At 52.1% G+C, this 23,322-nt stretch carries 18 protein-coding genes and 2 riboswitches; of the genes, 15 read left to right on the top strand and 3 right to left on the bottom strand.

The window, feature by feature from the left end:
• Window positions 1-109: 109 nt before the first annotated feature.
• The 8 genes from JOD24_RS03300 to JOD24_RS03335 all read left to right on the top strand — a co-directional run bounded on the left by JOD24_RS03300 (window position 110) and on the right by JOD24_RS03335 (window position 10,967).
• On the top strand, window positions 110-1,063 hold the full coding sequence (locus tag JOD24_RS03300) for a P1 family peptidase (RefSeq protein WP_429246323.1): 954 nt from the start codon (window positions 110-112) through the stop codon (window positions 1,061-1,063).
• Window positions 1,064-1,582: 519 nt separating this feature from the next.
• On the top strand, window positions 1,583-3,043 hold the full coding sequence (locus JOD24_RS03305) for a catalase (protein ID WP_380166490.1): 1,461 nt from the start codon (window positions 1,583-1,585) through the stop codon (window positions 3,041-3,043).
• Window positions 3,044-3,816: 773 nt separating this feature from the next.
• Window positions 3,817-4,686, top strand: a complete 870-nt coding sequence (locus JOD24_RS03310) for a M15 family metallopeptidase (protein WP_429246324.1) — start codon at window positions 3,817-3,819, stop codon at window positions 4,684-4,686.
• Window positions 4,687-4,780: 94 nt separating this feature from the next.
• A riboswitch (cobalamin riboswitch) is annotated at window positions 4,781-4,969 on the top strand.
• A gap of 134 nt (window positions 4,970-5,103) precedes the next feature.
• Complete coding sequence (locus JOD24_RS03315) at window positions 5,104-7,068, top strand: DUF4430 domain-containing protein (RefSeq protein ID WP_429246325.1); 1,965 nt, start codon at window positions 5,104-5,106, stop codon at window positions 7,066-7,068.
• A complete protein-coding gene (locus JOD24_RS03320; RefSeq protein WP_380166479.1) occupies window positions 7,065-7,781 on the top strand; it encodes a DUF4430 domain-containing protein in 717 nt (238 codons plus the stop codon). Before JOD24_RS03315 ends, JOD24_RS03320 begins: the two co-directional genes overlap by 4 nt.
• Window positions 7,782-8,648: an energy-coupling factor transporter transmembrane component T gene (locus JOD24_RS03325; protein ID WP_429246326.1), complete on the top strand. Its 867-nt coding sequence runs from the start codon at window positions 7,782-7,784 to the stop codon at window positions 8,646-8,648.
• Complete coding sequence (locus JOD24_RS03330; RefSeq protein ID WP_429246327.1) at window positions 8,641-10,323, top strand: ABC transporter ATP-binding protein; 1,683 nt, start codon at window positions 8,641-8,643, stop codon at window positions 10,321-10,323. Before JOD24_RS03325 ends, JOD24_RS03330 begins: the two co-directional genes overlap by 8 nt.
• Complete coding sequence (locus JOD24_RS03335) at window positions 10,287-10,967, top strand: ECF transporter S component (protein WP_380166473.1); 681 nt, start codon at window positions 10,287-10,289, stop codon at window positions 10,965-10,967. Before JOD24_RS03330 ends, JOD24_RS03335 begins: the two co-directional genes overlap by 37 nt.
• 121 nt (window positions 10,968-11,088) lie before the next feature.
• Here JOD24_RS03335 and JOD24_RS03340 read toward each other — a convergent pair whose 3' ends face one another.
• The gene (locus tag JOD24_RS03340) at window positions 11,089-12,369 is read right to left on the bottom strand and encodes a Glu/Leu/Phe/Val family dehydrogenase (RefSeq protein ID WP_429246328.1); all 1,281 of its coding nucleotides are present in this window, start codon (window positions 12,367-12,369) and stop codon (window positions 11,089-11,091) included.
• A 266-nt stretch (window positions 12,370-12,635) separates the two neighbouring features.
• Between JOD24_RS03340 and JOD24_RS03345 the strand changes: the two genes are divergently transcribed.
• The 7 genes from JOD24_RS03345 (at window position 12,636) to kdpDN (ending at window position 20,597) form a co-directional block, all read left to right on the top strand.
• Complete coding sequence (locus JOD24_RS03345) at window positions 12,636-13,667, top strand: isoaspartyl peptidase/L-asparaginase family protein (RefSeq protein ID WP_429246329.1); 1,032 nt, start codon at window positions 12,636-12,638, stop codon at window positions 13,665-13,667.
• Between the two features lie 168 nt (window positions 13,668-13,835).
• Window positions 13,836-13,982, top strand: a riboswitch (cyclic di-AMP (ydaO/yuaA leader).
• A 109-nt stretch (window positions 13,983-14,091) separates the two neighbouring features.
• A complete protein-coding gene (locus JOD24_RS03350; RefSeq protein ID WP_380167525.1) occupies window positions 14,092-14,439 on the top strand; it encodes a Na-translocating system protein MpsC family protein in 348 nt (115 codons plus the stop codon).
• A 297-nt stretch (window positions 14,440-14,736) separates the two neighbouring features.
• Entirely contained in the window at window positions 14,737-14,799 is a 63-nt protein-coding gene (locus tag JOD24_RS03355; protein WP_429246344.1) for a potassium-transporting ATPase subunit F, read from the top strand.
• Window positions 14,800-14,828: 29 nt separating this feature from the next.
• Window positions 14,829-16,514 carry a potassium-transporting ATPase subunit KdpA gene (kdpA, locus tag JOD24_RS03360; protein WP_429246330.1) on the top strand — a complete coding sequence of 562 codons (1,686 nt, stop codon included), beginning with the start codon at window positions 14,829-14,831 and terminating at the stop codon, window positions 16,512-16,514.
• Window positions 16,515-16,531: 17 nt separating this feature from the next.
• Window positions 16,532-18,604 (top strand): potassium-transporting ATPase subunit KdpB, encoded by a 2,073-nt coding sequence (gene kdpB, locus JOD24_RS03365; protein WP_429246331.1) that lies wholly within the window; start codon window positions 16,532-16,534, stop codon window positions 18,602-18,604.
• A gap of 274 nt (window positions 18,605-18,878) precedes the next feature.
• Complete coding sequence (gene kdpC, locus JOD24_RS03370) at window positions 18,879-19,436, top strand: potassium-transporting ATPase subunit KdpC (RefSeq protein WP_429246332.1); 558 nt, start codon at window positions 18,879-18,881, stop codon at window positions 19,434-19,436.
• A 15-nt stretch (window positions 19,437-19,451) separates the two neighbouring features.
• Window positions 19,452-20,597, top strand: a complete 1,146-nt coding sequence (gene kdpDN, locus JOD24_RS03375; RefSeq protein ID WP_429246333.1) for a KdpD-like non-kinase potassium sensor — start codon at window positions 19,452-19,454, stop codon at window positions 20,595-20,597.
• Window positions 20,598-20,799: 202 nt separating this feature from the next.
• Here kdpDN and JOD24_RS03380 read toward each other — a convergent pair whose 3' ends face one another.
• Together JOD24_RS03380 and proB are read right to left on the bottom strand one after the other, a co-directional pair.
• A complete protein-coding gene (locus JOD24_RS03380; RefSeq protein WP_380167531.1) occupies window positions 20,800-22,044 on the bottom strand; it encodes a glutamate-5-semialdehyde dehydrogenase in 1,245 nt (414 codons plus the stop codon).
• On the bottom strand, window positions 22,044-23,180 hold the full coding sequence (proB, locus tag JOD24_RS03385; protein ID WP_380167515.1) for a glutamate 5-kinase: 1,137 nt from the start codon (window positions 23,178-23,180) through the stop codon (window positions 22,044-22,046). The genes JOD24_RS03380 and proB overlap by 1 nt, the downstream gene beginning before the upstream one ends.
• Window positions 23,181-23,322 lie beyond the last annotated feature (142 nt).

Consider the following 23,322-nt stretch of genomic DNA (forward strand, 5'->3'; position numbering starts at 1 on the left):
AAGTTGTGATGACCAGATTTTGGGAGAGAAGGGGTTAAGCCGCAGATGGAAGCTGTCTAGTGTATTCAATTTCTCCTATCCATTTCGGAGGAGAGAGGGAGGTTGCAAAATGGAAGGATCGATTACTGATGTACCGGGAATTCAGGTGGGTCAGGCGGAGGATCCTGAGGCACTCACCGGATGTACAGTGATCCGGATTCCCTCAGGTGCCGTGGCAGGTGTGGATGTCCGGGGATCTGCCCCTGGCACCCGGGAGACGGACCTGTTGCATCCGCTCAATCTGGTGGAACAGGTACATGCCGTCTGTTTGGCGGGAGGGAGCGCCTACGGATTGGAGTCTGCCACTGGAGTGATGCAGGTTCTGGAGGAGATGGGGGAAGGTCTGGATGTGGGGGTGGCGGTGGTTCCCATCGTTCCCGCTGCTGTTCTTTTCGATCTGGCCCTGGGCTCGGCTGAAGTGAGACCTGACTGTGCAATGGGAGCGGAAGCAGCCAGACGGGCCGGTCCCGGTCCGGTGAAGGAAGGAAACGTGGGTGCTGGGTGTGGGGCTTCTGTGGGGAAATTTTGCGGGATGGAAAGGGCTATGAAAAGTGGTCTGGGTTCCGCATTCCGGCGCATGGACAACGGATTGGCGGTGGGGGCGCTCGTCGCCGTCAATGCGGTGGGTGAGGTGAGGGACCCCCGCACTGGTGAGACGCTGGCAGGTACCCGGGATGGTCAGGGAGGGTTCCTGGATTATATCGGGTGTATGGGAGGAGGGAAGGCCGGGGAGTTAAGCACCAACACTACGATCGCGGTAGTGGCCAGCAATGCCAAGCTGACCAAGTCTCAGGCAAACAAGGTGGCTCAGATGGCCCATGATGGCTTGGCACGAACCATTTATCCCGTACACACGATGAACGACGGGGACACTGTTTTCGCCTTGGCCACCGGGCAGGTGGAAACAGGGGTGGACTTGGTGGGCGCTCTGTCTGCGGAGATGCTGGCAGAGGCGGTGGTGCGGGCGGTAAAGTCATGCGATGGAGCAGGTGGACTGCCCTCCTATTCCGATGTTGGGGAGTGAAGGATGTTAAAAGTGGATGAATGCGAGCTGATCATCCTGACACAGGTGTTGATTATGCCCTCTGTGATTGCGATGGCTTGGGCTGTCCGCCTCATTCCACATCTTCCAAGGATCCTTTTTGCACGATTCCTTCTTTATTACAGGAGATGCAGCGGGTCATTTTCTCCTGATAGGTGGAGGAATGCTGGGGAGCATGGACTGCGGAGTGGACAGCGCTCAGGATGCTTACTTCCCTTCAACGACGACATCGTGATGTCCTGCTAAGGGCCACATATCCACCCCGCGGATGAATAGGGTTATATGGGGGAGGAGGTGGAGTGAACTCCACTTCTTCCCTTTTTGATGGAATCACACTCTCGAGTTTTTTTATGGATTCTGATTTGCGTCCGATGTTGAAGTAGCTCAACCTGGGTTGCAAGTGTACAAAAACGTTGTTTATAACGATTATAATTTAGTATTGATTTTCATATTGGCTGTATTATAATAAATGTAGAAAATAAGGAAGAGAGGGGATTATCATTGGATAACCGAAAAACCCTGACTACCGGTGCCGGTATTCCTGTAGGGGACAATCAAAATTCAATCACTGCTGGGCAACGAGGTCCTGTATTGATTCAAGATTTCCATTTGCTCGAAAAGTTGGCCCACTTCGACAGAGAGCGTATTCCGGAGCGTGTGGTTCACGCCAAGGGTGCCGGGGCTTATGGATATTTTGAAGTGACTAATGATGAAATCTCTAAATATACAAAAGCCGATTTTTTGAGTGAAAAAGGGAAACGTACGGAGATGTTCGCCCGCTTTTCAACGGTTGCCGGCGAATTGGGTTCAGCGGATACGGTACGTGACCCACGGGGTTTTGCCTTGAAGTTTTACACCGATGAAGGGAACTACGATCTGGTGGGTAACAATACCCCGATCTTTTTTATCCGTGATGCGATCAAGTTTCCCGATTTCATTCATACCCAAAAACGTCATCCCCAGACCGGTTTGAAAGATCCGAATATGGTTTGGGATTTCTGGTCCTTGTCACCGGAATCACTGCACCAGATCACTTACCTGCACGGAGACCGCGGCATTCCCGCCACATACCGTCATATGAACGGATATGGCAGCCATACTTTTAAATGGGTTAATGATCAAGGTGAGCCATTCTGGGTGAAGTATCACTTCATCAGTGACCAAGGGGTAAAAGGGCTCGACGTGGATTTGGCCGCAAAACTGGCAGGTGAACAACCGGATTATCACCGGGCAGACCTTTTCCATGCGATCGAAGAAGGAAATTATCCCTCCTGGACGCTGTATGTTCAGATCATCCCTTACGAAGACTATAAAACTTACAAGTGGGATCTGTTTGATGTGACCAAGACCGTATCGAAAAAAGATTATCCGCGGATTGAAGTGGGGAAAATGGTCCTCAATCGCAATCCGGAAAACCACTTTGCCGAAGTGGAACAATCCGCTTTTACACCAGGCAATCTCGTTCCCGGAATCGAAGTCTCCCCGGACAAGATGCTGCAAGGTCGGATCTTCAGCTATGGAGATACCCATCGTTACCGTCTAGGTGTAAATCATCAACAGATTCCTGTCAACCGCCCGAAAGCCGGTATTCATAACATGCAGCGTGACGGCTATATGACGGTGAACGGAAACGATGGCGGTAAACCCAATTATGAACCCAACAGCTTAAATGGTCCTATCGAGGATCGCAATCAGAATATGACTCCCTTTGAGTTAAATGGCGAAGCGGACAGTGTCGCTTATAACAGCGACGATCATTACACCCAAGCCGGGGATCTCTATCGTTTAATGAGCAAAGACGAGCGGGAACGCTTGGTGAAAAATTTCGCAGATCATATGAGACCAGTTCAAAGAGATGAGATCAAACTTCGCCAAATCGGCCATTTCTACAAGGCAGATCCGGAATGGGGAGAGAGAGTCGCTGAACAGCTGGGCTTGTCAGTTCCAGCGGGAGTGAAGTGAATTCGTGTCAGAGGATAAAAGCCGGTTGGATCCGAGAAGGATCAACCGGCTTTTTTCATGCCTTTATTCAAGGGAGTGTAGACTAGCCGTGTTGCGGGCGGGGTGATCGTGGTCACCCACGCGACCCTATCCTCCCCCAAGGAAATGGAGAGGGTCGGATTCGGAGCAGACCATGGGGAATGCGCAGGATGTGTGATGCTCTCACTCTGCGCACTTTTGCTACACTGGTAGTGTAATGATAGCTAAACACATCATTCTGACAATGTTAATTTAGAGGGAGAGGGGCAGGGATCGGGTGGCTTTAAGCGAATATAAAATTGAAAAATCATTTTGGAGAGGGTGAACATCGTGGAATGGATCATTGTGGGAATCGTTATCCTTTTAATTTTGATCGTCAACTTACCGGGGATCTTCCGGGGAAAGAGTTCAAGAAGTCAAAGCAGCGGTTTTACCGATTCAGGGTCGGGCCCTAGTTTTTGGTCAGGTGATAGCCAATCTGGCAGCGACGGTTGCAGTGACGGAGGTGGTGGAGGTGGTGACGGAGGCGGGTGCGATTAAGAGATGAGATCAGATAGGTGATATTTTTCGGATCCCCTGAGAAAGGAGGGAGTTTCCTGCTTTTTTCATAAACCCCATGATGAAATGGTGCTCTGTTGAATTGGGAGTGGGCTTCCGGTCTTCCTTTCTACCAATCTTTACAGGATCTTTGATTTTTAATATAGTTGGCATAACTGATAGATTCCCAGACCGGGAATACACGGAGGAACAGAGCTTTGGATTATCATGGGTCATCTTTTCGATCCCGTAAGGAAAGGCAGAGGCAAGAGCGGCGAAAAAAACAGCTGCCCATTGGGCTTGTGCTGATCTTCACCCTCATCACCGGGATCTCATTATGGTTGTCCGGTATGTACCAAGGGGCAGATTCGTCTCATGCAGAGGGGAAAAAGGAGGAGAAAGAACCGATCGAATCAGGTCAAAAGGCGGCAACCGAGAAAAAGTCTCCTCCCAAAGAAACGGAGAAAATCAAGGTGGATACCCACCCCACCAGTCCCACCGTCTTAGTCAACCAGACTCACCCTTTACCCGATGGCTACACTCCACCGGATTTGGTGGTTCCTGATGTTCCCTTTCCCTTTCATGAAGATCTGCCTAAAAAACAGTTACGCCGGGAAGCGGGGAAAGCATTGGAACAACTCTTTGCCGAAGCAGAGAAGCAGGGATTGAAGTTATATGCCCAATCGGGGTACCGATCCTACGAGCGACAGAAAGAGCTGTTTGCTTTTAAAGGAAACCGGAAGGGAGGCGCAGCCAAACAGGTGAGTGCCCGTCCCGGTACCAGTGAACATCAGACCGGGTTGGCTATGGATATCACATGCAGTGATGTGGACTTTAAGTTAGAAGAATCCTTTGCGCAAACCAAGGAAGGGCGCTGGGTGGCAAAACACGCCCATCAATACGGTTTTATTATCCGGTATCCCAAGGGAAAGGAAGAGATCACTGGATTTACCTATGAACCTTGGCACTTGCGCTATGTGGGGAAGAAGCTGGCCACTGAACTGCAGAGCAAGGATTGGACCTTGGAAGAGTACTACGGGAGATTCGCTACGGAAGTGGATCCTGAGAAAAAGGGATCAGATGGATAAAAGAGCCGATCATCGGCTCTTTTTTAGGTTGGGGTTTATGCGAATCATGATATAATTAAGAAGGGTACTACAATGATGTGAATTTAAACCAATCGCATATTTGTTAGGTACAGGTGTCGATCGGTCAGGATCCGATCGGCTGAAAAGGGAAGACCGGTGCAAATCCGGCGCGGTCCCGCCACTGTGAATGGGAGCCTCCTGCCATATGCCACTGTCGAAAGACGGGAAGGCGCGGGAGGTGATGAACATGAGCCAGGAGACCTGCCTGTTCCGACGACACAGGATTCCTACGCGGATAGGAGGTGTTGACTGGAGCCGACATATGCCTCTGTACAGGCATGCTAGTGGCGGGATTCCACATCAACGACACTCCGCAGGGAACGGGGTGTTTTTTTGTGCCTGATTATCAAAGGAAGGATGAAAGAGATGTACCTCTTCCAAAAGTGGTTATCTACTGTCTTCGCCTTGATTCTCTTCCTGACGGCTTTTCCTGTTGCGGTTCTTGGCGAGACTCTTCCTGTAGTCCCAGGGGAAACTGGGGAACAAGCGGCAGACATGGTTCAGCTGTCGGTTACCGGAGACGACCACCGGGAAATGTACCCTGCAACGCCAGTGGAGATCGAAGCGGATGAGACGGCTTTCAGCGTCTTACTGAAAACCCTGGGTCCGGAACAGATGACCTACACGGGTTCTGGAAGTAGCCTCTATGTTCGTGCCATCGGCGATCTGGCCGAATTTGATCGCGGGCCACTCAGTGGCTGGATGTTTCGGGTGAACGGAGAGTTCCCTGCCCACAGTGCTGGCAGTCATCCGGTGAAGAACGGGGATGTAGTGGAGTGGGTCTATACCACCGACGGGGGCGAGGATGTAGGGCTCCCTCTTTCCCGTACAGATGGGGAGGGGAACAACCGACTCCGGGAGGCACCGAAGGCTCCGCCGTCGGGGACTGAACCCGACGCACCGGTGAAATCCAAACCCCGATCCGATGGAGCCAGTAATCTCCCCAGGGAAAAGGCATTCGGAGAGAGCCGCCGCACTCTGGGAACCCAGGAGCACTCCGGCAAAGAAGTGCAGGCGACCACTTCCGCAAAGACCGCTTCAGTAAAAAAACGAGATCTGACCCAAGCGGTGGCGGATGTAGCCGGCTGGATTTCAGCTGAGGGCTCCGGTTCCGACTGGCAGGCTCTTGGCTTGTTTCAGGCAGTAGAAAAGGTCCCGGTGAACTACCTGGAAAATACGATTCGTCATATCGTGGAGAATGAAGGAGAATTCCGCAAAGTAACCGATGTGGAACGGTTGGTGCTGGGGATTCGTGCTGGCGGCGGGGACCCCCGAAGTATAGATAAGTATAATTTGATCGAAAAAATCTGTAACCATAAGGGCATGTTGACTCAAGGAAGCAACGGTGTGATCTTCGCTCTGATCGCCTTGGACTCTGCACGTTATTTCGTACCCGATGGGGCAGAGTGGAACCGGGAAGGACTACTGAACTGGCTGTTAGAAAACCAGAACCGGGACGGCAGTTGGGCTTTGGTGGTCGGGTCCTCAGGAGATGTGGATCTCACCGCCATGGCGCTGGCAGCGTTGGCTCCCTATGATGGAGGAGCGGTAGATCAGGCTAAGCAAAGAGGATTTGGGTGGTTGTCTGCTCAGCAGACAGAGAGCGGGGGATTTCGTTCCTGGGGAGTGGAAAACAGCGAAAGTGCTTCACAGGTGATCATCGCCCTCACTTCCAATGGGATGGATCCCCACAGCAACGCTTTTACCAAATCCGGTGGAAATGTGGTGGAAAATCTGCTGTCCTATCAACAGAAGGATGGAGGATTTGCCCATGTCGGGGAGGAAAAATCCAATGATATGGCCAGTGAACAAGCGTTACTCGCCCTGACTTCTTATCGCAATTTTCTGGAAGGGAAACCTCGGATTTATGACCTGGGGGATATCAACGCTTCGCCGGGAGAGGGAAAAAATCCGGATGTGAAGCCGGCTCCCGAGGGGGAGAAAAAAGAAAAACCCTCACCGTCGCGCACTGGAAGTGGGGTGGTGGAACCCTCCCGGACCCTTCCGACTAGCCCGCTTCTCGCCATCGGTGGAGGGCCAGCGGAGGAAATAGATCTGCGTCCTGCCTTGGACTCCGGCCCCTCTATGGAGCGCTCAGGCGTCACTCCAACCTCCTCCAGGCAGGAGAATCCGGCAAAAGCAGGCCCAGAGGATGAGTCCACCACTCTGCAGGCCCTTGCAGCCCCCGCGCCAGAAGATCCGGGTGCTTCCGAAACTGTTTCCTCCTCTCATCGCGGCTATGTCATGATCCTCCTCGGGGTGCTGTGTGCCTTCGTCGGTGCTGGATTCTACCTGTATGAACGAAGGAGGAAATGGCAGTGAGGAAAAAACTTTCCCTTCTGCTCATCGCCATCGGCCTTCTGCTAGGTGGTGCCGGAGGCTGGGAAGCTTATAGCACTGCCCGAACCTCGGAGGCTCATTTGGCGGATGACTCCTCCAGGGAAAGCCAAGCTGATTTGGCACAAGGGAATTCGGATAGGAAAGAGTCGCAGGAATCATCTTCGGAAGGGTCGGAATCGAAGGCCTCCGCCGAGAAAGAAAAACAGAAAAAAGAAGCGATCTCTAGCGGAGAGAGCAAGTCTGATTCCGGGAAGGTGGAAGCGGATCCTTCTACCAGCAACGATGGCAGGGATACACAGAAAACCTCCTCCGGCTCTTCTGGTAGCGCTAAGGGTGCAAAGGGGAGAGCCCCCCAGTCGACGTCAACCATCTCTATCACTGGGGATCGTGGAGCTCGGATTTTGCCGGCCACCCGCGTGGAAATTCGAAAAGGGGATACGGTTTACGATGTTTTGCTCCGGGTGACCCGCCAACAGGGGATTCAGATGGAGGCCCGGGGTTCGGGAAAGACGCTGTATGTGGAGGGAATTAACAATCTCTATGAGTTTGACGGTGGCCCGGAGAGCGGATGGATGTACCAGGTGAATGGGGTGTTTCCTAACTACAGTGCGGGGGTGTACGATCTTCGCCATGGCGATCGGATTGAGTGGCGGTATACCCGGGATCTGGGACGGGATATTGGAGCGTCTTTTTAGATGAATCGGGGATTTCGCGATCTGCACCCCGTGGTGACCTTCCTTTACTATGCCGGGGTACTGCTTCTATTGTTGCTGATGTTTCACCCTTTATTTATCCTGTCTGCCTGGATTCTCCTGTTTGCTGTGAATTTGCTGTATGACGGGGGGAAGGAATTGCTTCGGTGGAAAGGTGTGATGGGGATGACCGCCGGGCTGGTTCTGGTGGTCAATCCCCTGATCTCCCAACGAGGGTCCCATATCCTATGGGAGGGGAGCTCTCATCGGATTACATGGGAAGCAGTCTTATATGGGGGGATGATGGCGGGGATCATTCTTTGCGTCATAGCAGTCTTTTCTTCTTATCAGCAGGTGATCCCCTCGGATAAATTTCTCTATCTTTTTTCTCGTCTGTTACCCCAGTGGGCGTTGCTGACGGTGTTGGCACTCCGGTTTGTTCCCTTGTTGCGGGAGAGGCTGGATGAGATCGGGAGGGTCCATCGGTCCCGGGAGGATGAAATTCCGAAACTATCTCTGCGGGAACGATTGCGCCGATCGATGAAGCGGTTGGAAGTGTTACTCACTTGGTCTTTGGAAGAGGGATTGCAGACGGCGGACTCGATGAAGGCCCGCGGCTACGGGATTGGGAGACGCTCCTCCTACTCCCCTTACCGGTGGCGTTCCAAAGACGGGGTGGCTCTTCTCTTTCTGGTCATCGCAGGGGGGGCTTGTCTGTATGGTTGGAGTCAGGGGTTGGGGATTTTGACCATCTATCCTGTGCTGGAATCCCTGGAATTGACGGATGGGGGATGGGCACTTCTGGGAGGATACCTCGCTTTTTTTGGTTTTCCTGTCTTGGTGGAACTAGGGGGAATCATTCGTGAATGATCTGCACTGTGTCCAGGTCGGTTTCAACTATCCGGAGACGTCTTCTCCTGCCTTGCAAGATATCTCTCTTTCCATCCCACCTGGTGAGTTTGTCCTCCTCTGCGGTCCGTCAGGGGGTGGAAAGACCACCTGGCTTCGAATGATCAAGAGGGAGTTGCGTCCCGCCGGTCAAATGACGGGCGAGATTCGATACGGGGGGATCCCGTTGCAGGATCTTCCGGCACATCGGGCAGCCGGCGAGATCGGGATGGTGTTTCAACATCCTGAACATCAGATCGTAATGGAAAACGCCTTGCAAGAGTTGGTTTTCGGTATGGAAAATCTGGGGTTTTCCTCTGATCTGATGCGCCGACGGGTAGCAGAGACCAGCGCTTATCTAGGTTTGGAAAAAATCTTGTCTCGGCGCACGGAATCCTTATCCGGTGGGCAAAAACAGTTGCTAAATTTGGCCTCGGTTCTGGCCTTGCGCCCCCGGCTGTTATTGTTGGATGAACCGACAGGTCACTTGGACCCAGTCGCTGCCGTTCGCTTTCTGCACACCGTGAAACGGTTGAACGAAGAGACCGGCATGACGGTGATTTTCACCGAACATCGCTTGGAAGAGGCGTATCCTCTGGCGGATCGGGTACTGGTGATGAATCAGGGGAGGCTTTGTTTCAACGGATCTCCCCGGGAAGGGATCCGCTGGATGAAGGCGGCGGGGCCAGGTTATCAGGAGTTGATCCCTGCGGTGCCGGCTCTGGTTTTGCAGGCGGAGAGGGCTAAAGGGGATTCCCTGCCATTAACGGTGAGGGAAGGGAGGGAGTGGCTACGGAAGAGGGGAGAGATACATCCCTTGTCTTCCGCCCATCCCGATGGACTCTATGGGGAGCCTATCAGCCCCCCTCGATTATCCCTGCGACAGGTGGATTTTGGGTATACGCCCGAGGAAGCGGTGCTGAAACAGACCACCTTCGATGTTTTTTCCGGAGAGTGTGTGGCGATCTTCGGCGGAAATGGTTCAGGTAAGTCCACGTTGTTACAGGTGATGGCTGGACTGTTACATCCGAATACTGGATCGATCCGATATCAGGGAAAGAAAAGGAACCGGCGCTCCTTACGAGGGTATAGCCGTCCCATCGGGTACCTCCCACAAAATCCCGAGGCTTATTTTCTTCATGAAACCGTGGAAGCCGAACTGTTGGCTGCTTCCCGGCACGGAGGAGAAGAAGGGCGGAAGCGGCGGGAGGAGGCGATCTCCCGTTTTTCCTTAACCGCTCTTCTTGCTCGGCATCCTCACGATCTCAGCGGCGGGGAAATGCAGAAGGTGGCCTTGGCCTGTCTCCTCCTGCGCGATCTGGACATCCTGTTGCTGGATGAACCGACCAAAGGAGTGGATCCCGCCTGTAAAAGCCTTTTTTCTCGGATGATGAAATCCTGGGCAGAACAAGGGAAAACCGTAGTTTTAACCACCCATGATGTAGAGTTTGCCGCTGTGACAGCCACCCGCTGTTCGTTGCTGTTTGGCGGGGAGCTCCTCGCTTCTGGAGATGTCGGATCCTTTTTCCGGCAAAACGATTTTTATACAACAGCTGTTTACCGCATGACTCGGGATACCGGGTTGCCGGAGGCGGTGACGGTGGAGGAGGCGATTCGTCTATGGCAAGATCAACCTGGGCCTTCGGCATGGTCCTGATGGTGTTGATCGGTTTTCTGGCATGGATGGAACCGATCCGAAAGCATCCCCTTCCGGTCAGCCTGTTGTTTGCTGCACTGGTGATGATTCCCTTTATGCTCCGATTTGAGTGGCGGTCCTTGGATAGCCGGGAGTTGGTGCTTTTGGCTTTGCTGACGGCGATCGCTGCCGTCAGCCGGGTGCCCTTTGCTGGGTTGCCCAGTGTTCAGCCCACCACCTTTGTGATTATTGTCACGGCTGTGGTTTTTGGCGCGGAGAGCGGATTTGTCGTCGGTGCGGGAGCAGCCTTGGTCTCCAACATTTTTCTAGGACAAGGCCCTTGGACCCCGTGGCAGATGTTGAGTTGGGGATTGGTAGGTTTGACAGCGGGAGTGTTGCGCCGCACTCCCGTGATGCGTTGGAAATCCCTCCGCCTTCTCTTCGGCTTCATCTGGGGTTTTCTGTTTGGTTGGATCATGAACCTGTGGGTGATGACGGGGATGGAGAATTGGAGCCTGTCCACTTTTGCTTCGGTCTATGCAGCCAGTCTCTATTTTGATCTCGCTCATGCGCTGTCCAATCTCTTATTTCTTGCGTTGTTCGCAACGGCCTGGATCCGAATCCTACAACGCTTCAAGGTGAAATATGGGTTGTTGGAAAGGTGAGGGGAGGTTGCAAGGACAAGAAAAACCGGGCAGGTGCTCCTGCCCGGTTTTTCTGATGATATGGATTCGATTCCCTCCAAACCTCATTTCCAATGGTTCAGAGGCAGGAAGAGTAAAGGGATCAGACCCAACCCCTGGCTTCCATGGCTACAGTGATTCGTTGGATGGAAATCATATAAGCTGCGGTACGAAGGTCGATTTGCCGCTGTTTGGCCAGAGTGTGCACCTCATGGTAGGATCGAACCATCTGTTCCTGAAGTTTGCTGTTCACTTCTTCTTCCGACCAGTAGTAATTCATCAGGTTTTGTACCCATTCAAAGTAGGAGACAATCACCCCACCAGCGTTGGCCAAAATATCAGGCAGGACGAGAATTCCTTTTTTGAACAGAATTTCGTCGGCTTGAGGCGTGGTTGGGCCATTTGCTGCTTCTGCTACAATGCTGGCTTTGATGTAGTCTGCATTTTTTCGGTGGATCACATTTTCCAGTGCTGCCGGCACCAAAATATCCACGTCCAGTCCCAGCAAGTCTTCCGGATGATTCAGGACGAGGGAGTCAGGGTCGTCCTGGATCGAGGTAGTTTCCTTATCTTTGAAGTGCTCCACTTGCTGGAGGTTTAACCCTTCAGGTTGGTAAATGGCACAGGTGGAATCACTGACGGCTACAATTTTGCACCCTTGCGCTGCCAACAAATCAGCCAGGATCCGACCTGCATTTCCGAAGCCCTGGATGGCGACGGTGGCCCCGTTCATGGGTTTATTCAGCCTCTTCATCGCCTCTTCGATAGCAAAGACACAGCCTCTGGCCGTAGCTTCAGTCCGTCCCTTGGATCCCCCTAAAATCAGGGGTTTTCCGGTAATGACTCCCGGGCTGAATTGTCCTTTCATCCGACTGAAGGTATCCATCATCCAGCCCATGATTTGGGGATTGGTATAAACATCGGGAGCGGGAATATCTTTTTCAGGGCCTACAATATCGGCGATTGCCTCCATGAATCCACGGCTGATACGCTGAATCTCGCCTTCACTGAACTCGCGAGGATCACAGACGACTCCGCCTTTTCCGCCACCATAGGGGACATTGACGACGCAACACTTAAAACTCATCCACATGGACAAAGCTTTCACTTCATCCATCGAGACCTCCGGATGGAAGCGAATTCCCCCTTTGGTGGGACCGATGGCATCGTTATGTTGGGCGCGGTAGCCTTCAAAGACGCGGGTGGAACCGTCATCCATTTTGACTGGAAAGGAAACATAGAGAACACGCTTAGGTTTTTTTAGGATATTTAAAATATCTTCAGATACACCCAACAATTTTCCGGCGTGATCAATTTGGGTTTGCACGATGTCATATGGGTTTAAATTTTCTTTGTCATCTGAAATGAGATTGATTTCCGACATCTGACTCACCCTCCTTTTTTCCGAGTGTTAACTCACTATCGAGCCCTAAGCGATTTTATGATTAAGATTCATTTTACAGTTTTCGATTGATCGAAGCAATGCTATTTTTAGAATGCATTAATGTCATAATGAGATTGATAGATGTTCAATCCTTCGTGGCAGGGGGAAATTCGCCTCCAGATTAAGTGCATAGATTGGGGGTTGTTGGAGGTGGACCTGTATTCCTCGCCGAATACATAGAGTATCGAGAACGGGGAGGGATTGTATTGCATCAAATTTGGAAAGGGCGGCGAGGAGCCGGGATGATTGTCGGGGGGCTGGTTCTCTCTCTTGTTCTGGCAGGGGCAGGGAGCGGATGGGAAGACGCCGCCGCTTCCAATGGAAAAGGGAAGTCCCAGGTGGTCTTTGTGATTCATGGAGGTGCCGGTGGTGGTACGGTTCCTCCGGATCAGGAAGAAGAGTACCGGAAAACGATGCTGTCTGCTCTGAAAGCGGGAAAAAGAGTGATCGATTCCGGTGGTTCCGGTGTTCGCGCAGTGGAGGCCGGGGTTCATATACTGGAAGATTCCCCCTTGTTCAATGCGGGCAAAGGAGCGGTTTTTAACACGGATGCCGCTCATGAGCTGGATGCTTCGATCATGGACGGTAAAGATCTGAATGCCGGTGCTGTTGCCGGCTCCCGGCATGCGAAAAATCCGGTCACTCTGGCCCGGATCATCATGGAGAAATCTCCCCACGTGATGTTGGCGGGAGATGCAGCGGATCAATTCGGTGTGGAACATGGATTCCAAATGGTGACGCAGGATTACTATTTCACTGAGAAACGATGGCAGTCCTTGCTGGCTGCCAAAAAGAAAAAGGCGGGGGCCACCGGACACGGCACGGTTGGGGCGGTCGCCCTCGATCGGAAGGGAAATCTGGCTGCGGCCACATCCACCGGGGGGTTGACCAACAAAGCCGTCGGCCGGGTGGGAGATTCCCCGATTATCGGGGCCGGGACTTATGCCAATAATCAGAGTGTGGCCGTTTCTGCCACCGGAACGGGAGAAGTGTTCATCCGGGGAACGGCGGCCGCTGATATTTCTGCAGGGGTTCAATACGGGAAACTTCCCGTACATCAAGCCGCAGGAAAAGTGGTGAAAGAAAAATTGATGTCCTTGGGCGGCACCGGGGGTGTAATCGCTCTGGATAAAAAGGGAAACTTTGCCGCTCCCTATACCACGGAAACTCTGTTTTATGGAACGGTGACAAAGGACGGGAAATACAAGGTCGTCCTCTCTCCGAAAGAGGAAAAATAGGGGAGTAAGGAAGTTCAAAAAGAGGAGCGCTCAGGCTCTTCTTTTCGAGTGGCATCCAGGAGGTTGCCTGTTGTCGGCAAGGGAGTGAGATTACAGAAAAATAATTTTGAAGAAATTACTTGACGAAATTTTAGAGGAGGAGTAAATTAATCTTAAACTTCAAGCGACACCATTCAATCGCTTAATTTGGCTCAGAGGCCAAAGCGGGGGACCCGATCTTGTGGGGTGAATCCTGGATCATTCGTTCCAGGTAGGGTGAACTCTTCCAGCACCCGAATCCGTCAGCTAACCTCGTAAGCGTTGAGAAGAGGGGTGGTGGTTTATTTTGTATGGCTTTAAAGCCGTCGAAGTAATCCACTTCGGCGGCTTTTGATTTGAGATAATGGTTGACCTACAAGCAAGGATCCCGAAGGTGGCGACGAAGGTGATTCAAAAATCATCCAAAGGACTGACAGAAGCTCAATTGTGTGCTCTTTTCACAAAGTACCACAGGGAAATGGTGGGGAGAGGGCCACAGGAAATCCGCTGTCATTTATCCGCAGGAAGGATTCAAATAGATTTGCAAGGTGTGTTAACCAAAGAAGAGAAAAATATGTTTTTCTTTGATCAGAAAGGCAAGTTAATTCAAGAGATCCGCCAAAAGCTGTACCAACATTTTCGATATGGGCTGGAGTCAGACATCCGTGCAGTGGTCGGTATGCCTATTCAATTCCTCCGCTTTGACATCGACCCCTTGTCGGAAAGAATTCGGGTCACTTATACGACTCCATAAAAATTGAAAAGATCTGTGAGGGTAGAACCATTGCAGCGGTTAGCCGAGGCAATCGTTAGACCAGCACCCCCAAACACTGCTTGTTTTCTTCCTGTGAATGGTCTTCACGTGGGGAAAACTGGTAACAGGGGATGTGCTGGTTTTTTTGTGGAAATATATAGATGGAAAGGAGGAAGAATCAATGCTGGATATGGTGATGATCCTTTTAACTGTAGCAATTTTCGTCCTGTTAGTCGGCTTTGCTCACTGGTGTGACCGTATGGAACAAGGGGAGGATCGATCGTGACATTCATGCTCATGGTGGCAGGGGCTGTTTTTATCTATCTGATATACGTAGTGATTCATCCCGAGAAATTCTGATCGTCAATTTGAAGGAGGACATAAAAATCATGGGCAGTGGAGTGTTGCAAATCCTAATTACCCTAATCGTTCTGATGTTATTTGTAAAACCCTTGGGGGTCTACATGGTTGGGGCATTCTCCGCCGAAGACTCCCGGTTGAACCGGTTTTTCAACCCGGTGGAGCGCTGGATATACCGATTGGCGGGCCTGAAGGAGACGGATGCGACTGGGTGGAAAAAGTACGCCCTCAATCTCTTACTAACTAATGCTGTGCTGATGGGTGTCGCCTATTTGCTATTGCGTTTGCAGGGGATGTTACCCTTCAATCCCAATGAAATTGAAGGAATGGAACCTACGCTAAGTTTTAACACAGCCGCCAGTTTCATGACCAATACCAACCTGCAACATTACAGCGGGGAGTCGGATCTCAGTTATTTCTCGCAAATGGCGGTCATTATGATGATGATGTTCACCGCCCCGGCGACGGCTCTCGCTGCTGTGATCGCTTTTATCCGTGGACTGGCGAGCAAGGGGAAGACGATTGGAAACTTCTTTGTTGACTTTGTTCGGGCTCATACTCGGATCCTGCTGCCCTTGGCCATTGTAGTTACTCTCCTGTTGGTTGTTTTGGGAGTGCCCAATACCCTGAATTCCAACGTGTCTGTTACCACCCTGGAAGGTGCGAAGCAGACCATCGCCCTGGGTCCTGTGGCAGCGCTGGAGTCCATCAAACATATTGGGAACAATGGGGGCGGATTCTTTGGCGTCAACTCCTCCCACCCCTTTGAAAACCCGAACGGAATCACCAACCTGATCGAAATCTTATGTATGTTGGCGTTACCGGCTGCACTCCCTTTCACTTTTGGCAAGATGGTGGGGAATATGAAACAGGGCTGGGTTCTCTTTACCACCGTGATGGTGCTGTTTCTCGTTTTGACTGGCGTTCTTGTCGCAGTGGAGACGGCGGGGAACCCTGCACTCACCCGATTGGGACTCTCCGACCCCATGGGTAGCATGGAAGGGAAGGAGGTTCGCTTCGGTCCGGTGCTCTCAGCCTTCTTTGCTTCCGTGACCACCGCAGCGGAAACAGGTTCTGTCAATACGATGCATGACACTCTAACCCCCCTCGGTGGCCTGGTCACCTTGTCCAATATGATGTTGAATACGGTGTTTGGCGGTGTGGGTGCCGGATTTCTCAACATTTTGCTGTATGCCATCTTGGCCGTATTCCTGGGAGGTCTGATGGTGGGTCGGTCACCGGAGTTTCTCGGACGTAAAATCGAGCCGAGAGAGATGAAATGGATTGTGTTGGTGCTATTGGCCCACCCACTCCTGATTTTGGTGCCGACAGCAGTCTCTTTTCTCACTCCTTGGGGGACGGAGGCGATCAGCAATGGGGGCTTCCACGGGATCTCTCAGGTTTTATACGAATTGACCACTTCCGCCGTCAATAACGGTTCCGGTTTTGAGGGGCTGAATGATCAAACTCCCTATTGGAATATCATGACCGGAGTGGTGATGCTCTTCGGTCGCTACCTCTCTATTGTCGCTCTGTTGGCGGTAGCGGGTTCACTAGCAGCCAAACAGAAGGTGCCTGCGTCTATCGGAACTTTTCCCACCGATAATGCGACCTTCGGAACGGTACTGGCAGGTACGATCCTGATTATAGGGGCGCTTACCTTTTTGCCGGTGTTGGTACTGGGACCGGTTGCAGAATTTTTATCACTTCGATAAAAGGGGGGGTTGAGACCATGGATCGAGATCATTCCATAAGGACGCAAGGCGTTGAGTCCTCTCCCAAAAACAAGTCCTCGTTGCTGAATGGGAAAATCCTGCGCCAAGCGCTGATCGGTAGTTTCATCAAATTAAATCCGATCACGATGATGAATAACCCGGTGATGTTTATAGTGGAGATCGGGACCATCCTAACCTTGCTGACGGTGTTCATGCCAGAATTATTTGGTATGGAGGGACACACCGGCTTCAATTTCGCTGTATTCGCGATCCTTCTCTTCACCATCCTTTTTGCCAACTTTGCCGAAGCATTGGCGGAAGGACGTGGCAAAGCGCAGGCGGAGAGTCTGAAAAAAACCAAAACGGATACGAAGGCTCGTAAATTGGATGATAAGGGGAACATCCACATTGTTTCTTCCACCGATCTGAAAAAGGGGGATATTGTACTCGTCGAGGCCGGTGATCTGGTTCCAAGTGATGGAGAGATCATTGAAGGACTTGCCTCCATCGATGAATCAGCGATCACTGGGGAATCGGCTCCGGTGATCAAAGAGGCCGGTGGCGATTTCAGCTCTGTTACCGGCGGGACCAAAGTGGTTAGCGACTCCGTAAAGGTCCGGATCAGTGCAAACCCTGGGGAGTCGTTCCTGGATCAGATGATCTCTTTGGTAGAAGGTGCCGGGAGGCAGAAAACTCCCAATGAAATCGCACTCAACACCCTGTTGGTAACGTTGACGGCGATCTTTCTGATCGTAGTGGTCACCCTGGTACCCATTGCAAATTATGTTGGTGTTCAATTGGAAATCGCCACCTTGATTGCTCTGTTAGTCTGTCTAATCCCGACCACGATCGGGGCGTTGCTCTCCGCGATCGGGATCGCCGGAATGGACCGGGTGACCCGCTTCAATGTGTTGGCGATGTCAGGAAAGGCGGTCGAGGCAGCTGGTGACATCCACACGATGATCCTGGACAAAACAGGTACGATTACTTTCGGCAATCGGATGGCAGCAGAATTTATTCCGGTAGGCTCTCGTAAAGAAGAGGATGTCCGGGAAGCTGCGGTGATGGCTTCCATTCAGGACGAAACACCAGAAGGACGTTCCGTTTTAGAATTGGCTTCGGAGCAGGGACTGCAGATCGATTCCTCTCGGTATGGGGAGGCGGAATTTATTCCATTTACCGCGGATACACGAATGAGCGGAATGAATATCAAAGGAGAATCCTACCGTAAAGGATCTGTCGATGCTGTGAAACGGTATGTCAAAGAAAAAGGGGGTCAGCCCCCCGCGGATCTGGATGAACAAGCGGATCGTATCGCCCGCATGGGAGGCACTCCCCTGGCTGTCGCCATCGGGAAGGAGATCCTCGGTCTCATCTATCTGAAAGATACGGTGAAACCTGGCATGAAGGAACGCTTCAATCAATTGCGTCACATGGGGATTCGAACGATCATGTGCACTGGGGATAACCCGCTGACCGCATCGACGATCGCCAAGGAGGCGGGGGTGGATGATTTTATCGCTGAGAGCACTCCCGAGGACAAGATCCGTGTGATTCGAGAGGAGCAGGAGCAGGGGAAGCTGGTGGCCATGACCGGAGATGGAACTAACGACGCTCCAGCTCTCGCTCAAGCTGATGTCGGTTTGGCCATGAACAGCGGTACTGTTGCCGCTAAAGAAGCAGCTAACATGGTGGATCTTGATTCGGATCCCTCCAAGATTATCGACGTGGTCGGAATCGGCAAGCAACTCTTGATGACGCGGGGGGCGCTAACGACTTTCAGTATGGCCAACGATATCGCCAAATACTTCGCCATCATTCCGGCAATTTTCACCCTGGCGATTCCGCAAATGGAAACCCTCAATTTTATGGGTTTGCATTCACCGACCAGTGCCATCCTGTCGGCCCTGATCTTCAATGCGGTGATCATTCCGTTATTGATCCCCTTGGCGATGAAAGGGGTTGCCTACAAACCGTTACCTGCTGTTCAACTGTTGCGTCGCAACCTCTTGATTTACGGTTTCGGGGGAGTGATTGTGCCCTTTGTGGGAATCAAAATCATCGATATGATCCTGGAAGTCTTCCTGTGAGAGGACCCGGGTTTCCCAGTGCAACAAAGATATAGCCCAAATCAGGGCCGTTGATTAACCAACTAAATCGATCTTTTGCTCCTCCCATTGCCCATCGTGAAATATGGCTTGAGGGGACGGGGAGGGTGGGACGGCTACGATCTCTTGCAAAGAACGCAAAGGTTCTTCACCGTCCCACCATCCCGACCTGAATTCCTACCTAAAGTATGGCTGATCAACACGTCTGACCCCAAATATCAGCCCGTAGCGGCTGAGGAATCAAGGTGATAGGAAAATGAAATATGTTCGCTTGTCCCTCTTGTTGATATTGCTGTGTGGATTAGGTTATCCACTGTTGATGACAGGAATTTCCCAACTCCTTTTTCCTGAGCAGGCGGAGGGAAGTATCATCAAGAATGAGAACGGAAAGGTCGTCGGTTCAAAGTTGGTTGGACAAAATTTCACAGGAGATGAGTACTTCCATGGCCGCATCTCTTCCATCGAATATGATGCGGTCAACTCTGGCTCCAATAACTATGCCCCCTCAAACAAGACGATGATTGATCGGACACAGAAGACTGTGGATCAACTATTGAAAGAGGATCCGGGAACGAGGAAGGAGGATATTCCCCTCGACCTGATAACCAACTCTGCCTCCGGTTTGGATCCCCATATCAGCCCGGAAGCAGCCCGTTTCCAGATCCCCAGGGTTGCAAAGGCGTCAGGTCTTTCCAAACAGGAGTTAGCGTCTCTAATCGATTTGAACACCGAGGGGAAGGAGTGGGGCATTTTTGGCGAACCTCGGGTCAACGTGCTAAAGCTGAATTTGGCTGTGAACGGAAGGATGAAATAGAGGGAGTGGTCCTGCATGGTGGTGACCAACGGACAAAAATATCGTCGCCTCAGCCCAGAGGAGATTCTGGCCCAGATCGAAAAAATGAAGCAGGGACGTCTCAAAGTGTATGTAGGTGCTGCGCCGGGAGTGGGAAAAACATTCACTATGCTCCAAGAAGCCAATGAGCTTCATCGAAAAGGAGTGGATATCGTTGTCGGTCTGATTGAATATCACGGGCGAAAGAAAACAGCAGACCAACTGGGCGATCTGGAAGTGCTCCCGAAAAAAAAGATCCCATACAAGGGAAATGAGTTAGAGGAATTGGATGTAGAGGGGATCATCGCTCGCAACCCGGAAGTGGTGGTGATCGATGAATTGGCACATACCAATGTGCCCGGTTCGCGTAACCGAAAAAGATACCAAGATGTAAATGAGATTATAAAGGCGGGCATCCACGTCTGGACGGCTATGAACATTCAGCACCTGGAGAGCGTCCGGGACATCATACAAAAAATCACTGGTGTCGCAGTCAACGAACGGGTGCCTGATTCGGTGTTGAGTAAAGCAGACGAGATCAAGCTGATTGATGTGAGTCCCGAAACTCTGCGGGAACGCTTACAGGAAGGCGACATCTATACGCGAGATAAAATTGAACAGGCTCTCCACCATTTTTTTAAAAAAGGGAATCTGGTGGCACTTCGGGAGCTGGCCCTGCGGGAAGTGGCGGATGATATCGATGAACAGCTGACGAAGGAGCGAACCGATGAGGGCATTGAAGAACCTGCCGGAGTTCAAGAGCGGATCCTAGTCTGCATTCAGTATCGACCAAATGCCGAGAAGCTGATTCGGCGGGGTTGGCGGATCGCCAATCGGTTGGGGGCGAAGCTTTATATTCTCCATATTCTCTCGCGAACCGTCAAAGCAAAAAGGGTCGAGAAGAAAATAGTAGAATGGAAGATGCTCGCATCTCAGTTTAACGCGGAATTTTTGCTGAAGGAAGCCGGCTCTCGACATATCGCTCCAGAGATAGTTCATGTGTGCCGTCAGAATCAGATCACACAAATCATTATGGGTCAGTCAGCCCAGACGCGCTGGGAGGAAATATGGAAAGGTTCTCTAATCAATGTTATTATGAAAGACTTACAAACGGTGGACGTTCACATTGTCTCAGAACGTTAAATGGAGCTTGAGACAGGTGTGTTGATTAACCATATTTTAGGTGGCAGGAAATAAGGTCCCCTCAAGCAATATTTCACGATGGGACAATGGGAAGAGCGAAAGGTCGATTTAGTTTTCTTCCCCCATTTATTGGTTAATCAACAGCCCTGAGCTTGGGATGATGATTTAGGCAGGGGCGTTATCGCCCCTGCCTAAATATTGTTTAACGCACTTGCCCGGTACCGTGAATCCGGTATTTGTAGGAAGTCAGTTCCCGCAAGCCCATGGGACCCCTGGCATGGAGCTTTTGGGTGCTGATCCCGATCTCTGCCCCCATGCCGAACTGGGATCCATCGGTAAAGCGGGTGGAGGCGTTGTGATAGACCGCTGCGGCGTCGATGCCCTGCAGAAAACGGCGAGCGGAAACATCGTCTTCGGCGATGATGGCTTCAGAGTGGCCGGTGCCGTAGCGATCGATGTGTTCCATGGCTTCTTCAAGGGAGTCGACCACCTTTACCGCCAACACCGGCCCTAAATACTCTGTCTCCCAATCCGTCGATGTGGCCGGAATCGCCTGCGGGAAAATTCCTTGAGTCCGGGAGCATCCCCGGATTTCCACTTGTTGCAGAGTCAGCCCTTCACACAGTTTCGCTAAATGCTTCTCCGCCCACTCGCGATGGACGAGGAGGGTCTCAGTGGTATTGCAGACACCGGGACGGTCGGTTTTGGCGTTGGTCACAATGTTGCGAGCCATCTCGGGATCAGCTGTCCGATCCACATAGATATGACAGTTACCCGCTCCTGTCTCCAATACCGGAACCGTGGCCTCCCGGACTACCCGCTGGATCAGACTGGGACCGCCGCGGGGGATGACTACATCGATCCCCTCTTTGCAGGTGATCAGATCCCGGACGGTTTCCCGACGGGGATCCGTCACCAATTGCACCGCCTCTGGGGGCAGGGAGGTGTCCGCCAAGGCTTCGCGGATGACGTCCACCAAGACGGCGTTGGAACGGAGAGCGGAGGAACTTCCACGCAGGATGACAGCATTTCCTGATTTCAGAGTGAGTCCTGAGGCATCCACGGTGACATTGGGGCGGGCTTCATAGATCATCCCTACCACTCCCAAGGGGACCCGGATTTTCTCGATGCGCAGATTCTTCTCCCCATCAGTGACTTCCAGGATTTCGCCAATGGGTTCCGGCAGGCGGGTCAACATTTCTAAACCTGCAGCCATCGCTTCCAGCCGTGGTTCTGTCAATCTTAGCCGGTCCATCAGGGCGTTGGAGAGGCCGGCCTTCGCTCCTGCGTTTAGATCTTCCTGGTTTTGTTCCAGGATCAGCGCCTTCCGATGGCGCAATGCGCGAGCGATGGCATAAAGGGATTCGTTTTTCTGTTCTGCGGATGCGATAGCCAGATTTTTCGAAGCGGAACGGGCTGTTGCCGCTTGTTTTTGAATGGAGTTCATCATGGGGAGACCTCCTGGGAAGAGATGGTTGATGAAGCGGGCACCCAATCGTTTCGGTGAATCACTTCTTCCGGGTGGTTCGGGACCAGCCGGGAGATTTCCCAGGTTCTCCATCCCTTGACTCGCTGGAGACATGGAGCGGAGAAACGGGTGATCCCCCGGCCCAGCGGATGTCCTTGAGGACCGATCACCTCCACGATCTCTCCTGATTCAAAGCTTCCGTTTACGGCTAGGATTCCGCAGGGCAACAAACTTTTCCTTTTTTCCATCAAGGCCTGGGCGGCGCCTTCATCCACGTGCAAAGATCCCCGAGGGCGGGAATGGGCGACGATCCATTGTTCCTTACGACTGGCTCGGCGGGGCTGTGGCTCCATATAGGTTCCGCTCCCCCGTTCATTCACGACATCCAGCATCCAGTCAGGGTTTTCACTTGCCGTGCCAATATAGACTTGGATGCCGGCGCGGGCCGCCTTGCGGGCGGCGATCAGTTTGGAACTCATACCACCGCTGCCCAGGGAGGATTTGCTGCGATCTACCTGAGCGGGTAGGGATCGGTCCAGGGGATGGAGTCGGCGGATTTTTTCTGCTTCTGGATGATCCAGAGGATTGGCGGTGTAGAGTCCGTCGGTGTTGGTGACGAACAGCAGCCAGTCGGCCTGCAACAGACCGGCCACCAACGTAGCCAGGATATCATTGTCTCCCCAGCGGATTTCGTCCACGGCAACCGAATCGTTTTCGTTGATCACAGGAATCATACCCCGCTCCAAGAGGAATTGAAGGGTGTTGAGTGCATTCAGAAAGCGGATGCGATGATCAAAGTCGTTTCGCGTCAGGAGAACCTGAGAGCAGATTTCCCCGTGGGCGGAAAATGCTTCGCGGTAACGCTGTACCAAGTGTCCCTGCCCGGTGGCAGCGGCTGCCTGTTTCCCCGCCAAGGAGTGGGGACGGTGAGCCAAACCGAGCTCATGAAAGCCGGCAGCGATGGCTCCCGATGAGACGAGGACGACCCGGAAGCCGGACTGTTTGAGCCGGGTGAGAGCCTCCACATGAGCCTGTAAAGCCGCTGGATTCAGTTTTCCAGAGTCATCTGTCAGGGACGAAGTACCGATTTTGACAAGGACAGTCGGATGGTTCATGTTCGTTCTTGCCTCCTGTTATAAAAAGACAGGACTGTTGATTAACCATAAAGTGGGTGGAGGAAACAAAATTGATCCTTTCGCTCTTCCAATTGCCCCTATCGTAAATTATTGCTTGAGGGGACGGGGATGGGGTGGGACG

Source organism: Kroppenstedtia sanguinis, from assembly GCF_050433445.1.
Classification (GTDB): Bacteria; Bacillota; Bacilli; order Thermoactinomycetales; family DSM-45169; genus Kroppenstedtia; species Kroppenstedtia sanguinis.

What these genes read in the sequence shown, in the direction of transcription:
- kdpA (WP_429246330.1), top strand. Translation starts at nt 14,829, where the DNA reads ATGGGCAGTGGAGTGTTGCAAATCCTAATTACCCTAATCGTTCTGATG.
- kdpDN (WP_429246333.1), top strand. Translation starts at nt 19,452, where the DNA reads ATGGTGGTGACCAACGGACAAAAATATCGTCGCCTCAGCCCAGAGGAG.
- JOD24_RS03300 (WP_429246323.1), top strand. Translation starts at nt 110, where the DNA reads ATGGAAGGATCGATTACTGATGTACCGGGAATTCAGGTGGGTCAGGCG.
- kdpB (WP_429246331.1), top strand. Translation starts at nt 16,532, where the DNA reads ATGGATCGAGATCATTCCATAAGGACGCAAGGCGTTGAGTCCTCTCCC.
- JOD24_RS03335 (WP_380166473.1), top strand. Translation starts at nt 10,287, where the DNA reads ATGGCAAGATCAACCTGGGCCTTCGGCATGGTCCTGATGGTGTTGATC.
- JOD24_RS03325 (WP_429246326.1), top strand. Translation starts at nt 7,782, where the DNA reads ATGAATCGGGGATTTCGCGATCTGCACCCCGTGGTGACCTTCCTTTAC.
- kdpC (WP_429246332.1), top strand. Translation starts at nt 18,879, where the DNA reads ATGAAATATGTTCGCTTGTCCCTCTTGTTGATATTGCTGTGTGGATTA.
- JOD24_RS03315 (WP_429246325.1), top strand. Translation starts at nt 5,104, where the DNA reads ATGAAAGAGATGTACCTCTTCCAAAAGTGGTTATCTACTGTCTTCGCC.
- JOD24_RS03380 (WP_380167531.1), bottom strand. Translation starts at nt 22,044, where the DNA reads ATGAACTCCATTCAAAAACAAGCGGCAACAGCCCGTTCCGCTTCGAAA.
- proB (WP_380167515.1), bottom strand. Translation starts at nt 23,180, where the DNA reads ATGAACCATCCGACTGTCCTTGTCAAAATCGGTACTTCGTCCCTGACA.
- JOD24_RS03340 (WP_429246328.1), bottom strand. Translation starts at nt 12,369, where the DNA reads ATGTCGGAAATCAATCTCATTTCAGATGACAAAGAAAATTTAAACCCA.